The organism is Sphingomicrobium nitratireducens (genome assembly GCF_026157035.1).
GTDB classification, from domain to species: domain Bacteria; phylum Pseudomonadota; class Alphaproteobacteria; order Sphingomonadales; family Sphingomonadaceae; genus Sphingomicrobium; species Sphingomicrobium nitratireducens.
On record NZ_JANJZA010000001.1, the window covers coordinates 1562085 to 1577598 of the forward strand.

Genomic DNA, 15514 nt, shown 5'->3' on the forward strand with positions numbered 1-15514 from the left:
GCTTTTTGAAGGCGCTAGTCGGCCTTTTCCTCCGCGCGGCGGTAGATCAGGTCGAAGCCGGTCGACCAGTTGAGGCCGTGATCGATCGAGATCTCGCCATGCTGGCGCACCGAGCCGTCGTCCTGGCGGGTATAGGTCATGCGCGTCAGCCGGTCCTGCCCGGGGCCGTTATAGTTCTTCCAGAGGCCGGTCAGCACCATCACCCCCTCGCCTGCCGGACCACCCACGAAATCGACCGTGTTGCCAGCGCTGTCGATCCAGCGCTGGTGCCAGCGATTGTCGTCGCGCAGGCTGTTGAGGCTGCCCCCGCCGGTGCGCCCCAGCGGCATCCAGTTCTCGCGCACCGCACAGCCGTTGTAGAGCTTCTCGATGCGGCTGTTGGCGACCGGCTGCGCGCCCTCCTGGTTGGGAGTGACAACCCATTCGCCGACCCAGAAATCGAACGCGCCATGCGCCTCGCTGGTGCAGGCCGGCGGCGGGGCCGTCGGGGTCTGGACGGCGGCGGCGAGCAGCAATGCGAGAAGGGTCATGGTCGTCTCCGATCAGGGGGTCAGGCGGCTTCGAGCTTTCCTTCGTGAAGGCGCACGACGCGGTCCATGCGCCGCGCGAGCCGCTCGTTGTGGGTCGCGACGAGGGCCGACGAGCCTTCGGCGCGCACCAGGTCGAGAAAGGCGGTGAACACCTTCTCCGCGGTTGCCTCGTCGAGATTGCCGGTTGGCTCGTCGGCGAGCACCAGCGGCGGGCGGTTGGCGAGCGCGCGCGCGACGGCGACGCGCTGCTGTTCGCCGCCCGAAAGCTTGGACGGGCGATGATCGAGCCGCGCGGAGAGCCCGAGATGCCCGAGCAGTTCGTCGGCGCGGGCGTCGGCCTCGGCACGCGAGGCACCGCGGATCAGCTGGGGAAGCACGACATTCTCGCGCGCGTCGAAATCGGGGAGCAGATGGTGAAACTGGTAGACGAAGCCCAGCGCCTCGCGGCGAAGCCGTGTGCGCTCGTCGCCGCCCAGATGCGCGGCTTCCTCGCCGGCGATGCGGATCGAGCCGCCGAACCCGCCTTCGAGGAGGCCGACGGCCTGGAGGAGGGTCGACTTGCCGGCGCCCGAGGGACCGAGCAAGGCGACGATCTCGCCGGGCTTGATCGAAAGATCGACCCCGCGCAGCACGTCGATGGTGACGTCGCCCTGCGTGAAGCTGCGGGTCAGGCCCGCGACCGCGAGCACCGGCTCACTCATAGCGCAGTACCTCCACGGGATCGGTCGCCGCCGCACGGCGCGAGGGGAACAGGGTCGCCAGGAAGACGAGGATCACCGTCACGATCACGATCGCGCCGACCTCGATCGGGTCGGTCTTGGACGGAAGTTCGGACAGGAAGCGGACCGAGGGGTCCCACAGGTCCTGACCCGAGAAAGCCTGGATCAGGTCGACCACGCCCTGCCGGAAGAAGAGGAACATGGCGCCCAACGCGATACCGATGAGGATGCCGATCACGCCGATGGTGAGCCCGACGGTCATGAAGATGCGCGTCATCCCCGCACGGCTTGCGCCCATCGTGCGCAGGATCGCGATGTCTCGCCGCTTGGAGCGGACCAGCATGATCAGCGAGGAGGCGATGTTGAACGCGGCGACGAGGATGATGATCGAGAGCACCACGAACATCGCGACGCGCTCGATCTCGAGCGCTTCGAACAGGGCCGAGTTCATCTGTCGCCAGTCGACCAGCACGCCGACCGGCTGCACGACGGGCTGGAGCCGGCGCAAGACATCGGCGACACGGTCGGGGTCTTCGACCTTCAACTCGATCATCGCGACGTCGTCGCCCATCATCAGCAGCGTCTGCGCGTCCTCCATCGGCATCACGACGAAGGCCTTGTCGTAATCGAACACGCCGACCTCGAAGATCGCGGCGACGCGGTAGGTGACGATGCGCGGGACGGTGCCGACCGGGGTCGGGCGACCGTCGGGACTGATCAGCGAGATCTCGCTTCCCGGGTAGGCGGCCAGCATTTCCGCAAGCCGCGCGCCGATCGCGACATTGCCGCTGCCGGGCCGCAATTCGGCGAGGCTCCCGGCGATGACATTCTGGGTGATGATCGGGTTGTTTCGGATATCCTCGAGCCGGTTGCCGCGCACCAGCACGCCCTCGACCCGCCCACTGGCCGAGGCCATCAGCGGCTGTTCGATCAGCGGGAGCGCGGAAACCACGCCGGGAGTCTCGCGCGCCGTATCGGCAATCTCCTCCCAGTCGGACAGGCGGCCGTTATAGCCCTGCACCAGCGCGTGGCCGTTGAGCCCGACGATGCGGTCGAACAGTTCCGCGCGGAAACCGTTCATCACGCTCATGACGATGATGAGCGCGGCAACGCCCAGCGCGACCGCACCGACCGAGAAGCCGGCGACGACGAAGATGAAGCCCTCACCCTTGTGCGGAAGCAGGTAACGACGGGCAATCATCCGCTCATGGCGGTTGAGGATCATGCGGCGAACTTTGCCAGCACGGCCTCGGGGGTCAATTCCTCGCGCTCCCCCGTTCGTCGATTTTTGAGCTCGACCACGCCGTTGGCGAGCCCGCGCGGGCCGATCACGACCTGCCAGGGCAGCCCCATCAGGTCCATGCCGCCAAGCTTGACGCCGCCGCGCTCGTCGCGGTCGTCGTAGAGTGTCTCGACGCCCGCGTTCCCGAGCCCCGCATACAGCGCCTCGGCGGCCTTCACGCTGGCCTCGTCGTCGGCGCGCATGGTGACGATGCCGACCTGATAAGGCGCGACCGCCTCGGGCCACACGATGCCGTTTTCGTCATGGCTCGCCTCGATGATCGCGCCGACCAGCCGCGAGACGCCGATGCCGTAGCTGCCCATCATGGGCGTAACCATGTCGCCGTCCTTGCCCGACACCTTGAGCCCCATGGCCTCGGAATATTTGGGCCCGAAATAGAAGATGTGGCCCACCTCGATCCCGCGCCCGGTGCGCTGGCGCTCGGCAGGCACTTCGTTCCAATATTCCTCGACATGGGTCTCGTCGGTACGCGCATAGACGCCGGTCGCTTCCTTGAAGAGCGCCTCGAGTGCCGCGGCATCGTCGTAGGACAGTCCCTCGCGCTCGAGATCGACCTCCTCGATCCTGCCGTCGAAGAAGACCTCGCTTTCGCCCGACGGGGCGAGGACGACGAATTCGTGGCTGAGCTTGCCGCCGATCGGACCGCTGTCGGCCTGCATCGGCACCGCCTTGATCCCCATCCGGCGGAAGGTGCGCAAATAGGCGAGCAGCTGGCGGTAGTAGCTCAGCTTCGCGCCGGCCTCGTCGAGGTCGAAACTGTAGGCGTCCTTCATCAGGAATTCGCGCCCGCGCATCACGCCGAAGCGCGGCCGAACCTCGTCGCGGAACTTCCACTGGATGTGGTAGAGCATGCGCGGCAGGTCGCGGTACGATTTCACGTCGTCGCGGAACAGCGCGGTGATCATGTCCTCGTTGGTCGGCCCGTAGAGCATCTCGCGCCCGTGACGGTCCTCGATGCGCAGCATCTCGGGTCCGTAAGCGTCGTAGCGCCCGCTCTCGCGCCACAGGTCGGCCGGCTGGATGGTCGGCATCAGCATTTCCTGGCCGATCCGGTCCTGCTCCTCGCGCACGATCGCCTCGATCTTCCTCAAGACGCGGATCCCAAGGGGCAGCCAGGCATAGATGCCGGCCGCGGTCTGGCGGATGAGGCCCGCCTGCAGCATCAGCTTGTGGCTGGCGACCTCGGCCCCCGAAGGACTCTCCTTGAGGACGGGCAGGAAGGCACGGGAAAGGCGCAAGGGAAACTCCGGTGTTGGGGCGCGGCGGCGCCCGTTCGCATCGCGCACCGCTCTAGGGCGCGTCTTTGCCACTGGCAATCACCCGCGTGCGGCGCGCAAGCGTTGCAGTTCTGCCACAACGCGACGCCAAAGACACGCGGCACGGCAAATAGGCTCTTAACAAGTGGCCGTTGGAGCGACTAGCAAGGCTCCCGCAGCTGCCGCGAACTCGCTCTTCCGACAGATGCATTGGGGGCTGACGAGCAATCGTCACGCAAGAATCGCCCGGGCACCTCCACTGCCCGGGCGTTTTTTGTGCCTAGTCTCCGCTGCGCTCGCCGGCGATCTCGCGCCCGCCCTGCCTGAGGGTCATCGAGACGGCGCGGCCATCCTCGATCGCGAAGACGAACTCGGCGCCGAATTCCGGCGCGCCCAGTCGGTCGGGCGCATAGGATTTCAGAAATTCGGGCTCCTGCGGGCCGAGACGACCGGTCATCTTCCCGTCGCGCTCGCCGATCGTGAACGGGCCGATCGGCAGCGCATAGGTGCCGACCAGCGCGTCGCGCTGCGGAGCCGAAAGGGCGATCTCGGCGGGCCCCGACGGCACGTCCCCGGTGCGCCGGGACGTTTCGCCTTCGTCGGCGCCTTCGGGATGGAAGACCATGACGGGCGTGCCGTCCTCGGCCTTGGCGAGCGTGAAGAAGCTCATGCTGTCGGACCCGTAGAAATAGAGGCCGTCGCCCGCGTGGAAGACCTCCAGCCGCGGCGAGCCTTCGCGTTGCGTATAGAGCTTGCCGTCCTCGAGAATGAGGTCGCGGGTCCCGCCATCCCACTGGTAACGGCCGATACGGCCGTCGAGCAGGTCGGGATCGAGGCTCGTCACCTCATAGTCCGGGTAGGGCTTGCCGATCGCCAGCGCGGCCAGCCTGCGCATCACGACACCCGTATTGGTCTTGGGACTGTCCGAATTGGCGAGCACCGCCACGAAGAGGTCCTCGTCGGGCATGTAGAGGCTGTTGGTCGAGAATCCGAAGATGCCGCCGCTGTGACCGATGGTCGGCTTGCCCCGCACTTCGCCGTTGGAGAGGCCGAACCCGTAGGGGTCGGTCCGTCCGTCGGGCAGCGTCGTGGGCGCGATCATCTCGGAATAGAGCGCATCGTTCACGATCTTGCCGGAATGCAGCGCGAGCGCCCACTTGGCGAGGTCGCCGACCGTCCCGACAAGCGCCCCCGCGGCATGGGGGACCGACATGTTGATGGTCTTGGCGGGAACGATGTCCTCGCCGATCTTCGTATACCCGCGGGCCATGGTCGGGAAGCGGGCCTCGTAGAGACCGCTGTCGAGCGTTTCGAGACCAAGCGGGCGCGCGATCCGTTCGCGAACCGCCTCGTCCCAGCTGTCACCCGTGACCGCTTCGATGACCGCGCCAAGGAGCACGTAGCCGCTATTGTTGTATTCGAAGCGCTCGCCATTCTTCGCAGGCATCGGCTCGGCCTTGATGACGTCGATCATTTCCGCGGTCGTCAGGGGCCGGTCGGTTTTCGCGACCATGAAGCCCGGGATGGCCGTGTAGCTCATGATTCCCGACGTATGATTGAGCAACTGGCGCACGGTCGCCTCGCCGCCCTCGCCCGGATAGTCAGGCAGATATTCTTTCAGCGGAGCGTCGAGCGACACCTTGCCCTCGGCGATCAGCTGGAGGATCGTCGCGGCGGTGAACTGCTTGGTGATCGAGGCATAGCGGAACACCGTGTCGGGCGTGATCGGCGTCCCGGCCTCGACGTCGGCGAACCCGCGCCCCTCTTCCAGTACGATCTTGCCGTCGTCGACCACGATCACGACTGCGCCGGGTCCCGTCTCGTCGTAGGACTGCTCGATCAGGTCGCGCGCCTGCGCCTCGAAGTCGGCAGGCAACTGCGCGCGCGCTACGCCCGGGGCCGTTACGGCCAGGGCGGTGGCGCAGAGAAGGACGGATTTCATCGGACTGAGCTCCCTGCTGTATTGTAACACCAATACACCAGAGAGGGGTCATTGCAACCCCCCACGACTAAAGGCAGGTTGCCGACGACGGGCAACAAGGGGAACCGCCATGGAATTCTGGTTCGAGACTGGCGATCATTCGATGAGTTCGATGATGGCGCGAACGCTCATCATCATGACCTACGGCATTTTCGTGATCCGGATGTCCGGGCGCCGCGTCTTCGCCAACTGGACGGCGCCCGACATCGTGGTCGCGATCATGTTCGGATCCTCGTGCAGCCGCGCGTTGACGGGCAACGCGCCGCTGCTGCCGACTCTGGCCGCGATGACGCTGCTGCTCGCCTTCCACTGGGCGGTGTCGCATCTCGCGGCCCAATCCGACCTTCTGTCCGACATGCTCGAGGGCAAACCGATCGACCTGCTCGTCGACGGCAAGGTCGACCATGCGCTCAGGCTCAAGCGCGGAATCAGCCGGACGGTCATCGCCGAGGCACTTCACCAGGCGGGGATCGACCATGTCGAGGACGCCGAGCGCATGGTGCTCGAACCCTCGGGCACGATCGCGGTGGTCAAGAAGAAGATCGCGCCGTCCGAATATCTCGAGGCGCGCCGATGATCGAGGAGGCGCTGGTCCTCGTTGCGCGCGTCATCGAGCTCCTTGGCGTCGCGGCGATCGTGGTCGGCATTCCTCTGTCGACTTGGTACGTGCTGCGCGACCTCAATGCCGGAAAGCCGCGCAAGGCTGCGTTCGAGACCTACCGCGCCAATCTGGGCCGCGGCATCCTCCTGGGGCTCGAATTACTGGTCGGCGCGGACATCATCGCCACCATCACCGCGCCGTTGACTTGGGAATCGGTCGGGCTGCTCGGCCTCCTGGTCCTGATCCGGACGTTCCTCAGCTTCAGTCTCGAGACCGAAATCGAGGGCGTGCCCCCTTGGCGCCGCCGCAAGGAAGAGCCTGACGAAGGGCAGGTCCGCTGATCCGGAAGGAAGGGAATGGTAGCGGAGGAGGGACTTGAACCCCCGACACGCGGATTATGATTCCGTGAGAGCGCCTAGGGTTTCCGGTATTTTCCGATGCCATGTTGCTCCTGTGTTGCACGAAATTTCTCAATCAATACCTTAAAGCCTTCATGTCGCAATGGGTCATCGGCCTCCTCGTTGATGAAATCCGCGAGCGTCTTTGTTGTCTGTCCCGTTTCGGCAAAAAGGTGCTCCATCACTCCAACGAAGTGATTATCCATCAACTCGAGTTCCTGTCGAACCAACGCTGCCCCCTCTTTGGTCTGGAGCATTGGAAATCGCGGATACCAAAATTCGTGTACTAGATTATCACGCATGTTCTTTGCGTCAGTTAGGATGACTAAAGTGTCAGCCGAAAGCTTGAGCTTGTCGCAAACCTGCTGCTTAAGTGCCCCGAAAGTTGCCTGGCGTTGCCAGCTAAGTGCCTTTGCAACCGCCGGGTGATCGGCACTTTTCGGACCTGTCTTCAAAGAGTTGACGAGGTGATCCATCAATAGATGGCGGAGATATTCCTCGGCGATAGCAATGGTTATCCAAACGCTTCCGCAGGCGGCGAATACCATCGCTCTGTCATTGTCGTCAGCGCGGGTTAGGCCGCTAGATAAGGTTTGCTGCGGCCTCTCTGGCCAGTTCCTTATCCATGCGGCGATCCGAGATGAGATGCCCATAGGTGTCCAATGTAATTTGGACCGAGCTATGCCCCATCCAAGTTGAAAGCCGCTTTAGGTCGATACCCTGCTTTATCCAGGCGCTTGCAGCGGCGTGGCGAAGCGCGTGCATCCCAAACGGTTTCACAATCCCAGCGTCTTCCTGCGTCGGCTGATATTTCCGCCTCAAAAGATTGCTATGGTGGAGCACGCCACCCTCGCTGTTCGGAAAGGCCAATTCACTATTCGGACAACGTAGCTTCCACGCTTTCAGCTCTTTGACGACGCCAGGAGCGATCGGGATGTCCCGTATGCCAGCGCTCGACTTGGGGAGGCCGAGCATGCCCCACTGGTCGGCCCGCTGCGACACGCTCACCACGCCCCGCTTGAGGTCAATGTCCTGCCAACGGAGCCCGCGAAGCTCGGACGATCGAAGCCCCGTCACAATGGCCGTAAGCAGCATGGGGCGGAAATCGTCATCCGCTGCTTCAAGCATGGCCTTCAGCTGTTCGCGGGTCGGGATTTGAATGCGCGTCTTCTCGCGTGACGGACGAACAACCTTCACACCCTTAGCGACATTCTGTGCGACCAGTCCGCGCCGCTGGGCCTCATTTAGTATGGACGAAAGCCCACGCACGGCCTTGCCCGCCATGGCCCGAGAACGCGTCTCTAGCAGCCTATCCTTGAATGCTTCAACCTTCGGCATGGTAAGTTGTGAAAGCCGCTCATCGCCAATCAACGGGATGATATGGAGGCGCTTCAGTTCCTTGTACTGCTTGATGGTTGATCGCTCGCGCCCATTGGCCTCGGCTGCCTTAATCCAAAGGTCCGCAGCGGCCTTCACGGTGATCGATTGGCTGTCTGGCGTATGGATGCCTTGGCTGACTTCCCAGCTCGCCTTTGTCGCCCAGGCTTCGGCATCCTTCTTGCGGGCGAACTGCTTGGCGCGACGCGTCCCGAACGCGTCGCGATAGTCGACCAGCCAGGCTTGACGAGCCTCGCCTCGACTGTCCATCCAGGTGCGCTTCCTTACTGCAGCCACCACCCGTCCTCTCCTCGCTCGAGAAGCCAAAGACGAAGATCTTCCCGAAATTCCTCGCGAGTTGTGAGATCCAATGACTGTGCGGCTTCCAGAACGTCATCTAAGAGCGCGGAAACGTTGACAGCCGCAAACCTTGGGCCACGCTCCATTCGATCTCCCAGGAAGAAACCGCTCGACGTGGTAACAATTAGCGCTGGAGATCCGCCTTTTCCGAGCGCCCTGTCCAATTCCTGCGGGAACACGATCGCAAATGCCCTATCGTGGAGCTTACGCTTGAAAATGTCGTAGGCGACATTGAAAGCATCGATAGTCTGCTTGGCTGAATATTGCAGGAGGCTGACCGCTCGCTCAGGAGTGATGCCGAACTGAAATAATTCAAACATCAAACCGAGCGCTAGGACTTCGCCTGCGTGATACTTCGCAGGCCGCCCTTTCCCAGTATTTGCCCCAGGCGGGAATCCCATTTTTTGGGCGTGCTGCAGGCGTCCTCTCATTGCGACGCGGTTGGTCTCGGGAAGGCCGTAAATCTTGAGCAAGACACTGAGCAAGTCTCCATGTGCGAGGGGGAAAGACAAAAGCACCTCCAAAAACAGAAGTATGTGTTTATCGCTTGACAGCGCCCGCAGCAAGTGCGATTTGGTGTAACAGAACGTTATGGTTCTGCTACACGGAGGGGTGCATGCTAAAAAACGATTTGATCGCTGGCGCGGAAGCGGCTGCACAAGAATGCGGGCTCAAGCCCCGCGCGATTTATCACATGGTTGAGAATGGCCAGCTGCCCGTCATCCGCATGGGCCGTCGCCTCTACTTCAGGCGCTCGGAGCTAGATGCGGCGTTCCGTTCGTCGGCACAGGATGCGGCCTGATGAACCTACAGCGGCAAGCAGGCCGCAAATAAAATGGTCGCCACGAGGACTGGACCCCTCGGGCGACCGACTTTCCCCACTGCGCTTAACAGGAGAAAAAGCATGGAGCTCTCTAAGCTAGACGCTCGCCAAGAGCAACCGCAGCAACGCGAGCGTGAACGCATCGACCAGGTTCTCAAAGTCGATCGCTGGCAGACCGCGAAGGCGGCTTTCGAACTCGCCCAGTCGATCCATGATGCGGAAACTGACGACCACAAGTCAGACATCACTTACGAACTAGTCCTGTCTTCACAACGGGCGATGTTCGAGACCCCTGCCCCCGATGGCGCGGCCCTTTGGTACAAGCTCGACCTTCTGTTCGGTCCGACCGCCATGGCAATGAAGAACCCGGACGAAACACACTGCCCTTCCTGGGCCAAGGAATGGATCGGACCCGCGATCGAAGACGCCAAGCGCTTCTTGGAGGGCCGCTAGATGGCCGCGGTGCGCGAGCCCGGAATCATGGTCGAACGGTTTGGGGGGCTGTGGGCGGTTAGCGTCCGTCCCTGCCCCGACGAACTGCCTTCCATGAAGGGCTTCACCAGCTCGGACGAAGCGGCGGCTTACGCGACAGGCCTGAAGGCGACATACGGCTGGACCATCAAACCCCCAGCGTTCGACCTCAGAGCCTCTGACAAAGCGGCGTAGGCCCATGAGCGGCCTATTCTCCGAATGGCAGCCAAGGTACGCGGAACGGGGAATTGCGACATTCCCCGTCCGCGACAAGCGCCCTGCCGTCAAAGGCTACCTGAAGGTCGGTGCGAACGCGTCCCGTGACTTCGCAGCCAAGTTCTCGAACGAGGACGCTTTCGGCTTCGCGTGCGAGCGAAACGGGATTGCCGTCCTAGATGTCGACACGCCCGATGAAAGGATCCTTGCCGACGCCCTAAGCGAGTATGGCCCCACGCCAATCATCGTCAGAAGCGGCTCGGGCAACTGGCAAGCCTGGTATCGCCGAACCAACGAGGGCCGAAGCATCCGTCCTAGCCCCGACAAGCCTATCGACATCTTAGGCGGCGGGTTTGTGGTCGCCCCGCCCTCTAGGTCCGCGAAGGGCGCATATCGGTTTGAACAAGGGTCGCTGGACGACTTGGCCGATCTGCCACCTATGCAGGCGGTTAGCGCCCTGCCAGTGGCCACTCCCTTTTCAGGCGAACGAATACGAACGGGGCAACGCAACCAAGAACTTTGGCGGCGCTGCATGACACTAGCCGCAGGATGTAGCGACTTTGATGAATTGATGAAGGAGGCCCATACTATGAACGCAGCCCTCTGTTACGAACGCCTACCAGACCTCGAAGTTATGCGCGTCGCAGCTAGCGCTTGGAGCCTTGAGACGACTGGCCAGAATTGGTTCGGTCGGGGTCGCCGTGTCGTCATCGATCACACGGAGGTCGATAACCTTATGGCGAACTTCCCCGACGCCTTCATGCTCCTGACGATTCTGAGGCGGCGACACTACGCCCACCCGACGTTCATGGCCCCCAACGGTATGGCTAGCGAGATGCCTGGAGGCGGGTGGACGCGGAAGCGTTTGGCGGCAGCTAGAAACCAACTGGTCGACATCGGCGAGCTGATCGAGGAGCGCCCCGCTTGTTCCCATCACGGCGCAGCGATCTACTCATTCAAAGGTGGCAAGAAATGACCACCCTATATAACTTACACCCCTCCCCCTCTCCCCCCTTAATACCCCGAGCGGCGATTTTCGGGTCGCGAGATTGGGACGGGTTTTCCCGAACGCTAGCGCCGCGTCTCCTTGCAGACGTTCAATCGATACGCTGGATCGTATTTGCAGTTGCGCCCGCACTCGTACGTCCCGGCGTCAGGATCGCGAAGCGCGCGAACGGCATCGATCGCAGCGGATTGGCACTGCTCAAAATCCTTGAAGCCGATGAGCGTTTGCCACTGCGTCAAATCGTTGGCGTCTGGATAAACGAAGGCGTCCCAGCGATCGGGAGCGAGGGCATCGCAACCGAACAGCGAAATCGCGATTGCGGCGACGATCGCCCGTTGACTGTTCCTCATTTGTTTCCCCATTGGTTGCCGCACCATGAAAGCATTCGGTCGAACCTTTGTCATCATTCGCTTCGATGCGGACGCGACACGCGGGCTCAGGCGCGAACAGGTCGACCACCTCACCTATCACGTGACGAGGCTGCTTACTGGCAACGGAACGGCGGAAAGCGAATGGCACTACCTCGGGTTCTCGATCGAGGTGGAGCCGGACACAGACCAGGGCGACGAAGCCTAGGGCCAGCCCAGCCACCCAGGGGGGCAGTTAGAACCTTCATGCCCGAGACTACAGGACCGACCGTCAACCAAACTTCGCGCATCCACACTTCACACTTCAGGGGGAGTGCATGATGAAGCGACAGGCATGGGACCACGGCGGCAAGAGCCGACATCGCCGGGGCTATGGGCGCGAACACGTGCGCCTTCGCCAGATCCTTTTGGACCAGGAGCCGCTGTGTCGCCACTGCAAGGCCAAGGGACGCACGACGGCAGCCACGATCGCAGATCACGTTGTGAGCTTGGCCAAAGGCGGCGCGGCGCACGACATCACGAACATGCAGCCGCTTTGCCATGACTGCCACCAGCGGAAGACGCTCGAAGAGCAAGGCAAGCGCTATCGCCCACGCACAGGTGAGGATGGCTGGCCAATCGACTGACCGGGGGGGGGATCGGTTCTCTAGGGCCTCGTTCTCAAGGACCGAACGGCACCCTTCGAAGAAACGCTAACACAGGAATTTTTAGAACCCTTTACGCGCGGGCGCACGCGCGCGAGGCAGGATAGGACCGACGATGGACACAGAATTTCAGGACGCAGCCGAACTGCTGCTGAAAGCCCACGAATGGATCGACAACCTCATGGTGGCGGGAATGAGCGAGCGGGCGATAACATCCGCCCTCATGACAGCCTGTACCGAACGGGCGCTTGAAGCAGGCGGAACCGATGCCACGGCGGTCTGGGGGAATGCCGGACAGGGAGAACAGCTCGCGGTCCGGCGAAAGAAATCGGCCGGCGCGAAAAGAGCGTGGGATACAACCGACAAACTTCCAGCCGATTTGGCGGAGGAGGCCGAGCGCCTAAAGGCAGAGATTAGCGAGCGCCCCAACCGACCGATCGCCCGGATTGAAAGCGATGAGGACGGGGGCAGGAAGCTCGCTTTCGGTCAGGACGAGACGCGCGAAGCCCTCAACTCAATAAGGCTCTTCAAGCTGTCGGGCAGCTCGTCCAGCCAGTTCGCAGAGGATCTGATGGTCCGACTTTCGAAGATCATCAAGCCAACTGGTGACGATTCCTATGACTCTATCCGGTTGGGCGGAGCGCTATCGCTGCTTGCGGGCGTCGATCCCGCCAACGAGGTCGAGGCAACGATGGCCCTTCAGATGGTCCAGGCCAGCGATGTGTCGCAGACCTTCCTGCAGCGGGCGGCGGTCGCCCAGTATGTCGACCAGGCCAAAGTCTTCGCGGACCTCGGAATGAAGGCACAGCGGACCTTTGCCCTCCACGCGGAAACCTTGGCGAAGCTTCGCCGTAACGGTGAGCAGGTCGTCAAGCACGTACATGTCAACGAGGGCGGGCAGGCGGTTATCGCTCAGACGGTCAACACCGGGAAGGGGGCTGGGGCATAATGCCGAAAACGCCGATCAACCCCATGAAGGCATGTGGCGCTAAGACGCGATCAGGATCGCCATGCAAGAGGAGCCCCATGCCCAACGGTCGCTGTTATCTACACGGCGGGCCGAGTTCTGGCGCTCCCAAGGGCAACAGAAACGCTTTAAGGCACGGCTTGAAATCGCGGGAGTATCTCGAAGGGCGTAAGCTGATCCGAGCAATGCGGTCGTTCCAACGGGGGCTGTGACGCCTTCGTCCGTTATCGTACGCCCTCCCATGCGACATGGATGTCGGATTAGGGGTGGAAAGCGGACGATCAAAGGATCTCGGGGGCCGTTACGATAACTGGGTTCTGCTCTCAGAGTAGTTACTCGAAGAATGACTGTAGCGTGAAAGCGTGGCGGTGGCTGCAACGTCCATGGTCACGTTTCCCACCGTCCTGACCACATCGGGAATGTTCTCGATTGCGACCAACAAAAGCAGGGGTTCGATAGGAACGCCAGCGGCCATGGCTATGGGAGCGGTCGCTGTCACAAAGCCGATCTGTCCGGGCAAACTGACCGACCCCATGCTCGTGATTACTGCGGCCAATACCGCGGCAACGAGGGCCGGAAAGGCGATTGGTGTCCCCGTCCATGAGGCTACGTACAAGACGACGGCCAAGTTCATTGCAGGTCCAGTGACTCTGAACACGGCGACGGCAACGGGAAGAACGGTTCCGGCGGTGGCGATGGGAATTCCAAGCCTTTCCGCGCCTCGGAGCATGGCAGGCATTGAGGCAAGCGACGATTGCGTGCTCACCGCAACTGCTTGGGCGGGCATTATTGCCTGCGCGAAGCGGGCGAGCGCAAGTCGCGCTCCAAACACCGCCACGAGGTATGCTGATAGGATGATGACGAACCCGACGCTCGATACAATCAACACATAATGTACTAGTGCGCCAAAGGCCGCAGCTCCGGCGCTCGCGCCCAAAACAAAGGCCAAGCCGAAGACGCCAAGAGGTGCCAACCACAAGATCCATTCGATCATGACCAGCATGACCGACGAAAAAGACTCGAAAAACAGAGTTAGCCTTCGACGCTGTCGCTGCGGTATCCGGGTAAGTGCAAAGGCAAATATCGTCGTGAAGAATATCAGCGGTAAGATTGAGTCGTTCGCCGCCGCAGCAATCGGGTTGGTCGGGACGATGGATCGAAGAAATGTCTCGAGCCCGGGAATATGCGAAGGGGCGCTGATTGCAGGGACTGCAGCATTCAATGCATTGATGGCATCACGCCCCAATGGGAAAGCCTTCAAGAGAAAGGGAGTGACGATTGCCGAGATGATAGCCGAAATCATGAGCAGGGTAACAAAAAGCGCAAGAGACATTCCTGCCAAGCGGCTCGTCCGCGCCGCTTCCGCAGTGTTTGCGATGCCTACGACTAGTATCGACACAATCAGTGGAATGATCGTCATGCGCAACATGTCGAGCCATACGCCGCCGACGATTTGCGCAACGCCGGCCGCCGTGCTCGTTCCTCTCCAATCGAGCGACGCGCTGACGATCCCGGCAACAAGACCGGCCGCCAATGCGAAGAGGATACGTTGCGCACCCGACATTCTGACGGTCTGCTTGCAAAACTCGCTGAATACAATGTTCAATGATACGAAGCGGAAGTACTGACGCGCTCAATGGCAAAGCCAAATAAATGCAGCGCCGATTAGGGATGGCAGGCTAGGCCACCGATATGCACTGACCTAAGCGATCTCCTGGCACCGATTTGCTAAGAAATGGCTCCAACGACGGCAATGGGTCGTTGCCAGCCCGGTCGCTTTCGGGGTGGGAAGCGGTCAGTCCGGTTGCCGGGTCAACTGGGGCGTAAGCGGACTAGGAGTCTACCTCCCCACTTCCACTTCCTCGCGCACGTCCGGTCCGACGGGCGCCAACGGCTTTTTGGCTTCCTCGAGCAACTCCGGCGTGAGGTCGGCCGTCCGAGGCGGCATTGTATTGCCGTCGCCCTGCTTGCCGTTCTCCTCGATATCCTCGAGCAGCATCTTCATCTCGGCGATTTCCTTGACCTGCGCTTTGATGATGTTGTCGGCGAGCTTGCGCACGCGCGGGTCGGTGATCGTCGCCTTGCGCGAATTGTTGATGGCGATCGAATGGTGGGGAATCATCGAGCGCATATAGCCTCCATCGCCGATCAGCACCTGCTGACGGTTGACGAACAGAAGCCCAACAAAGGCGATCACAGCGCCCGCCATGACCATCTTCTTGAGGGCGGGATCGCGGTACATGCTCCACATGAAGCCGAGCATGATGATCACCATGGTCGAGCCAGAGACTAAGGAGGCGATGAAGCGATTAAGGCTAAAGGTCAGGTGGTCTGTTTCATAAACCATCTGGTGCATCAGGATGAACATGACGAGCGTGGATGTCGCGATCATTCCCGCGAATTTCATCCACATCTGCTTCTGATCTTTGTGTCCCTCGTGTTCCTTGTCCAACGATCTTCCCCTCTGTTTCCTCGATACTCTCCGTCTTAATGG

Annotated in this window: 21 protein-coding genes; 10 read left to right on the forward strand and 11 right to left on the reverse strand. The window is 61.8% G+C overall.

Features of this window, described 5'->3' with window-relative positions:
• Positions 1-14: 14 nt before the first annotated feature.
• The 5 genes from NNY25_RS08035 to NNY25_RS08055 all read right to left on the reverse strand — a co-directional run bounded on the left by NNY25_RS08035 (position 15) and on the right by NNY25_RS08055 (position 5750).
• On the reverse strand, positions 15-530 hold the full coding sequence (locus NNY25_RS08035; RefSeq protein WP_265570842.1) for a hypothetical protein: 516 nt from the start codon (positions 528-530) through the stop codon (positions 15-17).
• A 20-nt stretch (positions 531-550) separates the two neighbouring features.
• Complete coding sequence (locus NNY25_RS08040) at positions 551-1231, reverse strand: ABC transporter ATP-binding protein (protein WP_265570844.1); 681 nt, start codon at positions 1229-1231, stop codon at positions 551-553.
• Positions 1224-2474, reverse strand: coding sequence for a lipoprotein-releasing ABC transporter permease subunit (locus NNY25_RS08045; protein WP_265570845.1), 1251 nt, complete (start codon positions 2472-2474; stop codon positions 1224-1226). Before NNY25_RS08045 ends, NNY25_RS08040 begins: the two co-directional genes overlap by 8 nt.
• Positions 2471-3790 carry a proline--tRNA ligase gene (gene proS / locus NNY25_RS08050; protein WP_265570846.1) on the reverse strand — a complete coding sequence of 440 codons (1320 nt, stop codon included), beginning with the start codon at positions 3788-3790 and terminating at the stop codon, positions 2471-2473. Before proS ends, NNY25_RS08045 begins: the two co-directional genes overlap by 4 nt.
• Before the next feature lie 298 nt (positions 3791-4088).
• Positions 4089-5750 carry a serine hydrolase domain-containing protein gene (locus NNY25_RS08055; protein WP_265570847.1) on the reverse strand — a complete coding sequence of 554 codons (1662 nt, stop codon included), beginning with the start codon at positions 5748-5750 and terminating at the stop codon, positions 4089-4091.
• A gap of 109 nt (positions 5751-5859) precedes the next feature.
• Between NNY25_RS08055 and NNY25_RS08060 the strand changes: the two genes are divergently transcribed.
• Positions 5860-6366 carry a DUF421 domain-containing protein gene (locus NNY25_RS08060; protein ID WP_265570848.1) on the forward strand — a complete coding sequence of 169 codons (507 nt, stop codon included), beginning with the start codon at positions 5860-5862 and terminating at the stop codon, positions 6364-6366.
• A complete protein-coding gene (locus NNY25_RS08065) occupies positions 6363-6731 on the forward strand; it encodes a DUF1622 domain-containing protein (protein ID WP_265570849.1) in 369 nt (122 codons plus the stop codon). The genes NNY25_RS08060 and NNY25_RS08065 overlap by 4 nt, the downstream gene beginning before the upstream one ends.
• 74 nt (positions 6732-6805) lie before the next feature.
• Here the strand turns inward: NNY25_RS08065 and NNY25_RS08070 are convergent, their stop codons facing one another.
• The 3 genes from NNY25_RS08070 to NNY25_RS08080 are packed head-to-tail and all read right to left on the reverse strand — an operon-like array spanning position 6806 to position 9091.
• Positions 6806-7336 (reverse strand): hypothetical protein, encoded by a 531-nt coding sequence (locus NNY25_RS08070; RefSeq protein ID WP_265570850.1) that lies wholly within the window; start codon positions 7334-7336, stop codon positions 6806-6808.
• Positions 7337-7370: 34 nt separating this feature from the next.
• The gene (locus NNY25_RS08075) at positions 7371-8435 is read right to left on the reverse strand and encodes a tyrosine-type recombinase/integrase (RefSeq protein ID WP_265570851.1); all 1065 of its coding nucleotides are present in this window, start codon (positions 8433-8435) and stop codon (positions 7371-7373) included.
• A gap of 14 nt (positions 8436-8449) precedes the next feature.
• Positions 8450-9091, reverse strand: a complete 642-nt coding sequence (locus NNY25_RS08080) for a hypothetical protein (protein ID WP_265570852.1) — start codon at positions 9089-9091, stop codon at positions 8450-8452.
• Between the two features lie 50 nt (positions 9092-9141).
• Between NNY25_RS08080 and NNY25_RS08085 the strand changes: the two genes are divergently transcribed.
• From NNY25_RS08085 to NNY25_RS08100, 4 genes are all read left to right on the forward strand, one after another.
• Positions 9142-9327: a helix-turn-helix domain-containing protein gene (locus tag NNY25_RS08085; RefSeq protein ID WP_265570853.1), complete on the forward strand. Its 186-nt coding sequence runs from the start codon at positions 9142-9144 to the stop codon at positions 9325-9327.
• A 102-nt stretch (positions 9328-9429) separates the two neighbouring features.
• Positions 9430-9801, forward strand: a complete 372-nt coding sequence (locus NNY25_RS08090; RefSeq protein ID WP_265570854.1) for a hypothetical protein — start codon at positions 9430-9432, stop codon at positions 9799-9801.
• Entirely contained in the window at positions 9802-10014 is a 213-nt protein-coding gene (locus tag NNY25_RS08095; RefSeq protein ID WP_265570855.1) for a hypothetical protein, read from the forward strand.
• Positions 10015-10018: 4 nt separating this feature from the next.
• A complete protein-coding gene (locus tag NNY25_RS08100; RefSeq protein WP_265570856.1) occupies positions 10019-11011 on the forward strand; it encodes a bifunctional DNA primase/polymerase in 993 nt (330 codons plus the stop codon).
• A gap of 95 nt (positions 11012-11106) precedes the next feature.
• On the opposite strand, the gene NNY25_RS08105 is transcribed toward NNY25_RS08100, so the two are convergent.
• Positions 11107-11391 carry a hypothetical protein gene (locus NNY25_RS08105; RefSeq protein ID WP_265570857.1) on the reverse strand — a complete coding sequence of 95 codons (285 nt, stop codon included), beginning with the start codon at positions 11389-11391 and terminating at the stop codon, positions 11107-11109.
• A 25-nt stretch (positions 11392-11416) separates the two neighbouring features.
• On the opposite strand from NNY25_RS08105, the gene NNY25_RS08110 reads away from it, so the two are divergent.
• The 4 genes from NNY25_RS08110 to NNY25_RS11645 all read left to right on the forward strand — a co-directional run bounded on the left by NNY25_RS08110 (position 11417) and on the right by NNY25_RS11645 (position 13232).
• The gene (locus tag NNY25_RS08110; protein ID WP_265570858.1) at positions 11417-11617 is read left to right on the forward strand and encodes a hypothetical protein; all 201 of its coding nucleotides are present in this window, start codon (positions 11417-11419) and stop codon (positions 11615-11617) included.
• Positions 11618-11726: 109 nt separating this feature from the next.
• The gene (locus NNY25_RS08115) at positions 11727-12035 is read left to right on the forward strand and encodes an HNH endonuclease (protein ID WP_265570859.1); all 309 of its coding nucleotides are present in this window, start codon (positions 11727-11729) and stop codon (positions 12033-12035) included.
• Between the two features lie 133 nt (positions 12036-12168).
• Positions 12169-13002: a hypothetical protein gene (locus NNY25_RS08120; protein ID WP_265570860.1), complete on the forward strand. Its 834-nt coding sequence runs from the start codon at positions 12169-12171 to the stop codon at positions 13000-13002.
• 23 nt (positions 13003-13025) lie between these two features.
• On the forward strand, positions 13026-13232 hold the full coding sequence (locus NNY25_RS11645) for an HGGxSTG domain-containing protein (protein WP_420854353.1): 207 nt from the start codon (positions 13026-13028) through the stop codon (positions 13230-13232).
• 89 nt (positions 13233-13321) lie between these two features.
• Here the strand turns inward: NNY25_RS11645 and NNY25_RS08125 are convergent, their stop codons facing one another.
• Positions 13322-14626 carry a dicarboxylate/amino acid:cation symporter gene (locus tag NNY25_RS08125; protein ID WP_265570861.1) on the reverse strand — a complete coding sequence of 435 codons (1305 nt, stop codon included), beginning with the start codon at positions 14624-14626 and terminating at the stop codon, positions 13322-13324.
• 234 nt (positions 14627-14860) lie between these two features.
• Positions 14861-15472 carry a DUF305 domain-containing protein gene (locus NNY25_RS08130; protein ID WP_265570862.1) on the reverse strand — a complete coding sequence of 204 codons (612 nt, stop codon included), beginning with the start codon at positions 15470-15472 and terminating at the stop codon, positions 14861-14863.
• Positions 15473-15514 lie beyond the last annotated feature (42 nt).

Bases quoted from the DNA above. Each gene is read 5' to 3' on its own strand.
- NNY25_RS08075 (WP_265570851.1), bottom strand. From the start codon at position 8,435: ATGGACAGTCGAGGCGAGGCTCGTCAAGCCTGGCTGGTCGACTATCGC.
- NNY25_RS08040 (WP_265570844.1), bottom strand. From the start codon at position 1,231: ATGAGTGAGCCGGTGCTCGCGGTCGCGGGCCTGACCCGCAGCTTCACG.
- NNY25_RS08065 (WP_265570849.1), top strand. From the start codon at position 6,363: ATGATCGAGGAGGCGCTGGTCCTCGTTGCGCGCGTCATCGAGCTCCTT.
- NNY25_RS08095 (WP_265570855.1), top strand. From the start codon at position 9,802: ATGGCCGCGGTGCGCGAGCCCGGAATCATGGTCGAACGGTTTGGGGGG.
- NNY25_RS08035 (WP_265570842.1), bottom strand. From the start codon at position 530: ATGACCCTTCTCGCATTGCTGCTCGCCGCCGCCGTCCAGACCCCGACG.
- NNY25_RS08090 (WP_265570854.1), top strand. From the start codon at position 9,430: ATGGAGCTCTCTAAGCTAGACGCTCGCCAAGAGCAACCGCAGCAACGC.
- NNY25_RS08085 (WP_265570853.1), top strand. From the start codon at position 9,142: ATGCTAAAAAACGATTTGATCGCTGGCGCGGAAGCGGCTGCACAAGAA.
- NNY25_RS11645 (WP_420854353.1), top strand. From the start codon at position 13,026: ATGAAGGCATGTGGCGCTAAGACGCGATCAGGATCGCCATGCAAGAGG.
- NNY25_RS08045 (WP_265570845.1), bottom strand. From the start codon at position 2,474: ATGATCCTCAACCGCCATGAGCGGATGATTGCCCGTCGTTACCTGCTT.
- NNY25_RS08060 (WP_265570848.1), top strand. From the start codon at position 5,860: ATGGAATTCTGGTTCGAGACTGGCGATCATTCGATGAGTTCGATGATG.
- NNY25_RS08070 (WP_265570850.1), bottom strand. From the start codon at position 7,336: ATGGTATTCGCCGCCTGCGGAAGCGTTTGGATAACCATTGCTATCGCC.
- NNY25_RS08120 (WP_265570860.1), top strand. From the start codon at position 12,169: ATGGACACAGAATTTCAGGACGCAGCCGAACTGCTGCTGAAAGCCCAC.
- NNY25_RS08100 (WP_265570856.1), top strand. From the start codon at position 10,019: ATGAGCGGCCTATTCTCCGAATGGCAGCCAAGGTACGCGGAACGGGGA.
- NNY25_RS08115 (WP_265570859.1), top strand. From the start codon at position 11,727: ATGATGAAGCGACAGGCATGGGACCACGGCGGCAAGAGCCGACATCGC.
- NNY25_RS08110 (WP_265570858.1), top strand. From the start codon at position 11,417: ATGAAAGCATTCGGTCGAACCTTTGTCATCATTCGCTTCGATGCGGAC.
- NNY25_RS08105 (WP_265570857.1), bottom strand. From the start codon at position 11,391: ATGAGGAACAGTCAACGGGCGATCGTCGCCGCAATCGCGATTTCGCTG.
- NNY25_RS08055 (WP_265570847.1), bottom strand. From the start codon at position 5,750: ATGAAATCCGTCCTTCTCTGCGCCACCGCCCTGGCCGTAACGGCCCCG.